This window comes from uncultured Brachyspira sp., from assembly GCF_934747485.1.
Taxonomy (GTDB): domain Bacteria; phylum Spirochaetota; class Brachyspiria; order Brachyspirales; family Brachyspiraceae; genus Brachyspira.
In genome coordinates, this window is sequence record NZ_CAKVGN010000099.1 from 1 (window position 1) to 8,015 (window position 8,015).

The following is an 8,015-nucleotide window of genomic DNA, read 5'->3' on the forward strand; positions in this document are numbered from 1 at the left end:
AAAGTTGAAAAACAATTGGAAATTATATATAATTTAGCAAAAAAGGAGCTTTTTTAGTTATCTAGGACAGCCCCTAAGTTTTTATATATTTGTTCATTATATTTGTATTGCCTATTTCTTCTGCTATTTCTACTGAAGATAAACGGGCTGTACCTTCCAATTCAATTGAAGTTAAAGAATAATTATTTTCATTGAATAAATCTATATATCCATTATCTTTTACAATGTATCTATAGAAATTATCTTTATAAGCATCAGTAACTAATTTTTCTGCTCTTAAAGAATCAGGAGCTTCTATTATATAATCAACTAATTTCATTTTATTACTATAAGCATTCTCATCGTCATACTTTGATATCATCATAGAGATATTAGTGCCGCCTGCTTTTTTCCATTCTGTTAAATATTTTTTCTCTTCTTCAAAATAATAAAGCGAATCGCAAGCAAAATGAGATAAGAATAAAGCTAAATAAACATCAGCATCTTTTTTATTTAATTTTAATAATTCTTCCCTTGCTTTTTTTAATGCTAAATTTTGATCAACATATAAATATCCAACAGCATAATAATCTGTAACTTCACTATATATACCCCAGTTACCCCAGCTTATTAAGAATTCTAAATCTAATGCAGCATAATTAACATTTGATATAAACTCTATAGAATATTTTCTTCTTTCATCATCATTTGCAAATTTCCTATTAAGAAAATCAAAATTCCTTTTTGCATATACATTATTTTCTCTTAAATTTTTAAGCTTCTCATCAAATTTTGTTTTATCTGCTCTAATACCTTTATATACATATTTCATATCAAAGAATTCTTTTTGATTATTTGTTTGTTTGCTTTGATTATCTGAAGTATTAGTTTGAGTATTTTGAACTTGTGTATTGTTGTTTTGTGATGTTTGAGTATTTTGTTCTATTTGATTTGCTTCTTTGTTTACGCCGCCGCCGCAGGAAATTATTGCTAAAGCAAGTATTGCAATAATAATATTTTTCATATTTTAACCTCAGTATGTATTATAGTTTTTTATAATAAAAGAAAATAAATAAAATTTCAATTATGAAATATATTGATATAAAACTATTTACGCTAAACACAAAAATATAATAGTTTATGTATATTGTAAAAAAACTTTTTTATGTTAAAATAATACACTACATAAGCTATAATTTTATAGAAAAAAGAGGAAGCGATGAAATTTAGATGTTTAAAAAAAGATATAGTAAAATCTATTGGAGTTACAGAAAACGTTGTTGAAGGAAAAGTAATATATAATATAGAAAGCAATGTACTTTTTCATCTTGCCGGCAATATGCTTACATTAACAGCTACCGATGGTTCTGTTTGGGCAAGAAGCAGAATTATGCTTGATGATTGTGAGGGTGAAGGTACTGTTGCAGTATATGCCAAAAAAATAAGCTCTATACTTAAAGAAATGCCTGACGGTATGATTACTATAAATGTTGAAGAAAATGAAAAAATTAATATAGAATCTGAAAATGGTAAAACTAAACACTTAATAATCGGAATGAAAACAGATGATTTCCCTGCTTATCCTGAAAGCAATAGTGATATTAATTATATAATGCTTCCTACTAAAGAATTGGTTACTATGATTAATAAAACTATATCTTCAATTGCTAAAGAACCTTTTAAGCCTGCTTTAAGAGGTATATGCTTTGAGAAAACTGACTCTAAATTTTTGGCAGTTGCTACAGACGGAAGAAGAATGGCTATTATAGAAAGGGAATTTGAAGGAATTGATGCCGGTTCTTTTTCTATAATTATAGAGCCTAAAGTATTAAATGAAATACTTGTTACTGCAAGCTATGATGATGTTGAACAGGTAAAAATGGGTGTTGATGGTCAGCAGGTATATTTCCAAGTCGGCAAATATGATTTTGTATCAAGCTTAATAGAAGGAAAATATCCTAACTTTAGGCAGGTTATACCAAAAGAGTTTGCATATAGCTTTAGAGTAAATAAAAATGACTTACTTGATGCTATTAGAAGAGTAGTTCCTATGATTAATGATGTTCGTTCTAAGAGAATGATACTTACTGTTTCTGAGGAATCTTTAAAAGTTAAAGGTATAAACCAAGAGATGGGAGAATCTTTAGAAGAGATAGACATAAAATACACAGGAGAAGAGCATTCTGTTGCTTATAATTACACTTATATTCAAGATGTAATAAAGCAAATAGATTCTGAGATAGTTACATTTATGGTGAATAAAGATTCAAGCCCTACAGTAGTGCGAGAAATAGAGAGAGAGGATTATTATTTCATCATAATGCCTATGAGTATCGGTGAAGAGTAATTGTTATTATAATATATTTTTAGCTAATATGTTTGAAGTAGAAAACAATTTTATAAAGAACATACAAAAGAATTTATAAAAAATATCTTGGAAAGCATATAGTTAGAAAAGGTAAAGAGTTAAAAGGTATATATAATAGTGATTGCTAATTAAAAAAGCCATATTATTTTGCGTTTAAATTAGAATATAATCATATATCTATAGAATTAAAAAACTAAAATGAGAATAAAAAATAAATTGGGCTTAGAAAAAGAATATAATGCTATATGAGATAGAGGGTCAAGCAATAACACACCATTTAAAAGCTCAACAGATTTATTAGAAAAAGCAAATAAAGTTAAAATAAATTTTGAAATATAAAATAAACTTTATAAAAAAAACATAAAGTATAAAATAATAATTATTTAGTATAATTAAAAAAATAGTAAAGATATTTTATTTAACAATTATTTCATAATATTTCTGAAAAAATTTTACATTTTAAACATATTCTGTTGTAAATTTAAGAAATTTTTTAAAAAAGTGTACAAAAAAATCATTTTTTTAAAAAAAAATTGAATAAATATCAAATTTTCAATTGACTTTTAATAGTTTTGTATTAGAATACTACTCATGAAATCACAGATATAGTTATCGGGATATTACTATGAGTAACTACACTACACTACACTACACTACACTACACTACACTACACTACACTACACTACACTAATTCTATAATTACAAATTTTAATAATTATCTCATATCATTTTTTATAAAAATTTATAAACTTCCATTGCACACACAAAATGCAGTATTACTGAAAAGTATGCTGCATTTTGTTTTTTTAAAATCCATTCTATAGCCGGATATTATTATAACAATAATATTTGAATAAAGTAAAAAAAATCAAGGAGAAAAAAAATGAAAAAAACTTTATTAGCTCTAATGCTTGTATCATCATTATTCGTTATAAGCTGCGGAGCCGACGCAACAAAGCCACAAGACGCTTACAAAAGCCAAACAACAGAAATAGAAACAGGAACAACAATAGGTTATGCTAATAATCTTACTGGTAGTACTGGTGTTGTAGATGTTTCAACTTTTGCATCAGCTGGAGAAAAAGTAACAGAAATAGTTCAAGTAACAACAACAACAACAGGAACTACAACAACAAATACTGTATCAGCAATTACTAAAAATGCAGACGGCGGCATATATCAATTTACTATTAGTGATACTGCTGCTCAAAGTGCTACTGTTACATATAAATATAGTAAAAAAGCAGCTTTACCTATGATTGAAAAAGAAATTACAGGTGCTTATAGCGGTGGTAGTGGTTCTCTTACAATAACAATAAGTGATAATAACTTTATTTTTAATAAAACTATAGTATCTGTAACTGATAAAAATGGTAGACAACTTACTGAATATACAGACTATACTTATGACTTTGTAAATAATAATACAGTAACAATTAATAACCTTACTAGTTATATTGCTGGAGATACTTTTACAGTAAGATATGCTTATGGAGATATTACTAAAATGTCAGAAAAACCTCTTACTGGTACTCTTACTTCTGCTAATACTACTGTTACAATACAATTAGATGTTGCTGCTAATGCAGGAAAAAGCTATTACTTAATGGCTAATATTAAAGAAAATCTATCTTCTGGTGGTATTCAGGCAAAAGAGATTCAAGAAAATAAAATAGTACCTTCTACTGGAACAATAACAATATCTGCCCCAACTACTGGTTCATGGACAAAAATTGACACTTGTACTTATGAATTATGGGTTTACTAATATAAAAACGGAGATTAAAAAATGAAAAAATTAATATTAATTCTTACTGCTTTATGCATAACTTTTGCATATTCTTTCGCACAAATTCCTACTGCTAATATGAATACTTTTATAGATAATTTAGATAATTCTGCTGTAAAAAGAGCTACTGCAGGCGAGTTTTCTACAGACAGCGACAAATTAAATGCTAAAGATGTATTCGACTTAAACAGAACAATATTCTCAGCTGGTTATGTACCCGGTTTAAACTCCAGTGATTCTACTGCTGTACAAGCATTCTTTGGTATGCCTATATTAAACAATGCTATGTATGTTGGTATCGCTGGTATTTATTCTATGAATGAAACAAGAACCGACTATAATCCATATAGTGCTACAACATCTGCAAATGGAATTACTCTTGGTAAAGATACTATTACAGGTTCCACTTTTGCTATTAGACCAGTATTCAAAATCAATGATATGGTGTCTATTCACTATTTAATAGCAAGAGGAAACAGCAAACAAGTATCAGAAGGATATACAAGCTTTGACCCTGTTAATGATAAAAACTTTACAGCTATTACAAATACTACAGGCAACTCTCAGTGGGTACACGAAGTAGCAGTAGGTTTAGTATTTGGTGAAATGAAATTAAAAGTACCTGTAAGATTAACTATAAACGATGCTGGAAACTCTTATACAAAACAATATACTTTAAGAAAAACAGAAACTCCTGATGTAAGTTCTTCTGAATCACAAACAGGCTCTACAAATACAGGCAATAACACTATGAATCTTTCTATAGCTCCAGAGTTTTATATGCCTTTAGCAGCTGGTCCTATGACTGGATTAAACTTCGGACTTACTTTAGGCTTTGACATATATGGTATGGGTCAAAAATATGATTCTTATTCTACAGAAAAAATAACTTATGTTGATGCAAATATTCCTTCTGCAGAAACTAAAAATAGCACAGTTACAAATCAAGATAAAGTATTTAATATGAATGCTGATATTAATGCTTATCCTACTTTGGAATGGAGCTTAGCTGATGACAGAGTAAGATTAGTAATGGAACCAAAAGTTGGTTTAGCTATTAATGTTACAAATGCTGGTAATGTAAAAGTTGTAGAAAAAACAGAAGTTACAGACCAAACTACATTAGAAAACACTACTACTTCAGGAGCAAAAACTTCATTAGTGGTAACTACTCCTTATATTGAGCTTCCTTTTGGTACTGCTTTCAAACCTGTTGATTGGTTTGAGTTTAGAGCTGGTGTTAGCTACAGATTAGGTTTCGCTATGACTAGCGGTTCAACTGAAGTATTAGCTGGCGGAAAATATAAATCTTTCAACTATGCTTTTGAATCTACAATGAATCTATTTACTGGTATGGGCTTCATAGTTGGTGAAGATTTCTTTATTGACTTATTCTTAGCTGCTCGTGCTGGTACTGCTGGTACTACTACTACATCAACAAGTTTATTAAATATAGATTCTTGGGGTGCTCAGCTCTCTTATAGACTATAAGACATTATCTTTTTTCAATTTTTCTACTAAATAAATGTGTTCAGGGGATAGGTTGCTTCAAACTTATCCCCCTTTTTTTAAACAAATATGCAATTTTTTTTAATATATTATATAATATAACTCATATTATTTTTTTGTTTTGTAAATGAAGTTAATAAAGTTTTTAATTGTTATATATTTAATTATTACACCTATACTGCATGCCCAAACCACTATACAGCCCGGGCTATATATTAGAGGCGATTTAGATGGATATTTCTTTCCATACTTAGACGGCGGCGGAAAATTATCTTTATTTTATAGATTTATTACAGATGTTTTTCCGGGCTATATATGGGAAGGTGTGAGAACAGATGTAGGTATAAGCGACCATTTAGATGCTGAAAGAAATAAGCTTAATATATATGTAGATTCTTCTATTTCAAAATATTTTAATATAAATGCAAATGTATCTTTAGTTAATTATTATACAGCCGGAAAAAGAGGATTCATTAATTTTGACAGTTCAAATATTGCAGTTGACACTAATGCTATAAATAAAGCATTAAAAACAGATAATGTATCTTTTGAAGCAGAAGTAACTCCTACTTTCATGCTTCCTCTGTTTAATAACCTTTTTGATGGCACAGGCTTAATACTACAGGCAGGCTTAACATTCAAATATGCATATGTTAATAATGGAAAATATCATTTGGACTATGAATTGCTTCTTGTAAGAGACCAAAATGATATATCCTATAAGCTTGACAGCATGATATTATTTGATTTATCACCTCTCTCAGTAGGAATAAATTATATGTTAGCTTATATGAATAACACAAAACAGCTTTGGCATTCTATAGGGGCTTATGCTCATTTTGAATATGAGTTTTTAAGCAGATTCTATACTGAAGTAAACTTAAAAATAGGGCAATATATATCCCACCCTTCATATACAGGAAAGCTTTATTTTAATATGAATGCAGGTTTGGTATTTAAAATTATTTAAATATTTTAATATACCCATTTTCAAAGCCATTGAGAAAAATTAAGTAAAAAATTGTTAAGTTTGTTAGTTTTATTTGATATTACTAATATATAAAACATTTATACTTTTTTATTTCTCGAAAAAGTAAAATAAAAAATATAGCTGTTTAGATATACTCTAAATAATATTTTTAAAACAAGTTTAATACCACTTTATCTTATTTGTTTTATAAGCTTACAAATAAGCTCTGCCTCACTTTTTTGTAATGTTGGATATATTGGAAAAGATATGCTTTTTAAGTATGCATTTTCAGTATTAGGGAAATCCTCATTAGGCAAGTTCAAATACTGATGCAAAGGCTTAAATATCGGTCTAGCCACTTCAACATTATGACGCTCAAACATCTTTATTACATCGTAAATATTCATAGAACCATTAAGCATACAAACATATCTATAATAAGAAGGACTTTCGCTGTCATGCATAGATAGTTTTATTAAATTGCTTTCTAATATAGCACTGTCATAAAAAGAAGCAATATCGGCCCTCACCTCAACCATTCTCTCAAGATGTTTAAGTTCTTCCATACCTATAGAAGCCTGCAAATCTGTAGCACAATAATTAAACCTCTGAATAAAATTATCTTTTTTATCATAATTAATAATATCTCTTATGGCATCCATTCCTTTTTTTTTGGTAAGTATCATTCCGCCCGCACCGCCAGAAGTAATCATTCTTGTAGCAGATAATGAAAAATAAGCATAATCTCCAAAGCTTCCAAGCAAAGTATCTCTGTATTTACCACCCAAACTATGTGAAGCATCTTCTATAACAGGTACTTTAATATCTGCAAGTTCATCAATTAAAGCACAATTTCCAAACATATGCGAAACTATAATAGCCTTAGTCTTTTCATTAATAGCCTCTATAACATTATCCATAGAAATTTGAAAACTGTCTTCATCTATATCTATTAATACAGGAGTAGCCTTAAGGTTTGTTACAACCTGAAGAGGTGAGCTATTTAGAAAAGATGACATAATAACCTCATCACCCTCTCCAACATTTAAATGTCTTAATATTAATTCTAAAGCACTAGTACCGCTGTTTACAAATATAGCAGAAAAACTCTTGCCGAAATAACTCGCAAAAGTTCTTTCAAATTCATATATAATATCTCCAGTGGCAAGATTATCGCTAATCATTACCCTTAAAGCAGATTCCAAATCTTTTTTTCTTATAGTAGGTCTAGAATGACGTATCAATTTTCTTCCTCATATATTTTTTTGTTTGATACTATAATATATTAAATACAAGAATTTTCAATATACTTTATAAATATGTTATGTTTAGGAGCCATAGATATTGCACGTTTTTTAGTTAAAATAAAGTAGGTATTCCTTATAATATAAATAGCTAA

Annotated in this window: 5 protein-coding genes and 1 pseudogene; 4 read left to right on the forward strand and 2 right to left on the reverse strand. The window is 28.5% G+C overall.

Translation table 11 applies throughout. The features are described from left to right. Positions 1-76: 76 nt before the first annotated feature. Positions 77-1,003, reverse strand: a pseudogene (locus Q0H31_RS12555) (hypothetical protein); the annotation flags it as partial. Between the two features lie 195 nt (positions 1,004-1,198). On the opposite strand from Q0H31_RS12555, the gene dnaN reads away from it, so the two are divergent. The 4 genes from dnaN to Q0H31_RS12575 all read left to right on the forward strand — a co-directional run bounded on the left by dnaN (position 1,199) and on the right by Q0H31_RS12575 (position 6,616). Next, positions 1,199-2,326 carry a DNA polymerase III subunit beta gene (gene dnaN / locus Q0H31_RS12560; protein WP_295298698.1) on the forward strand — a complete coding sequence of 376 codons (1,128 nt, stop codon included), beginning with the start codon at positions 1,199-1,201 and terminating at the stop codon, positions 2,324-2,326. A 905-nt stretch (positions 2,327-3,231) separates the two neighbouring features. Then, positions 3,232-4,116, forward strand: a complete 885-nt coding sequence (locus Q0H31_RS12565) for a hypothetical protein (RefSeq protein WP_295298700.1) — start codon at positions 3,232-3,234, stop codon at positions 4,114-4,116. A 21-nt stretch (positions 4,117-4,137) separates the two neighbouring features. Next, positions 4,138-5,628: a hypothetical protein gene (locus Q0H31_RS12570; RefSeq protein ID WP_295298702.1), complete on the forward strand. Its 1,491-nt coding sequence runs from the start codon at positions 4,138-4,140 to the stop codon at positions 5,626-5,628. 145 nt (positions 5,629-5,773) lie between these two features. Then, positions 5,774-6,616: a toxin A gene (locus tag Q0H31_RS12575; RefSeq protein ID WP_295298704.1), complete on the forward strand. Its 843-nt coding sequence runs from the start codon at positions 5,774-5,776 to the stop codon at positions 6,614-6,616. 191 nt (positions 6,617-6,807) lie between these two features. Here the strand turns inward: Q0H31_RS12575 and Q0H31_RS12580 are convergent, their stop codons facing one another. Continuing rightward, entirely contained in the window at positions 6,808-7,860 is a 1,053-nt protein-coding gene (locus Q0H31_RS12580; protein WP_295298706.1) for a DegT/DnrJ/EryC1/StrS family aminotransferase, read from the reverse strand. Positions 7,861-8,015: the final 155 nt, after the last annotated feature.

Excerpts from the sequence above, each read along its gene's own strand:
- Q0H31_RS12565 (WP_295298700.1), top strand. The coding sequence starts at position 3,232 with ATGAAAAAAACTTTATTAGCTCTAATGCTTGTATCATCATTATTCGTT.
- dnaN (WP_295298698.1), top strand. The coding sequence starts at position 1,199 with ATGAAATTTAGATGTTTAAAAAAAGATATAGTAAAATCTATTGGAGTT.
- Q0H31_RS12575 (WP_295298704.1), top strand. The coding sequence starts at position 5,774 with ATGAAGTTAATAAAGTTTTTAATTGTTATATATTTAATTATTACACCT.
- Q0H31_RS12570 (WP_295298702.1), top strand. The coding sequence starts at position 4,138 with ATGAAAAAATTAATATTAATTCTTACTGCTTTATGCATAACTTTTGCA.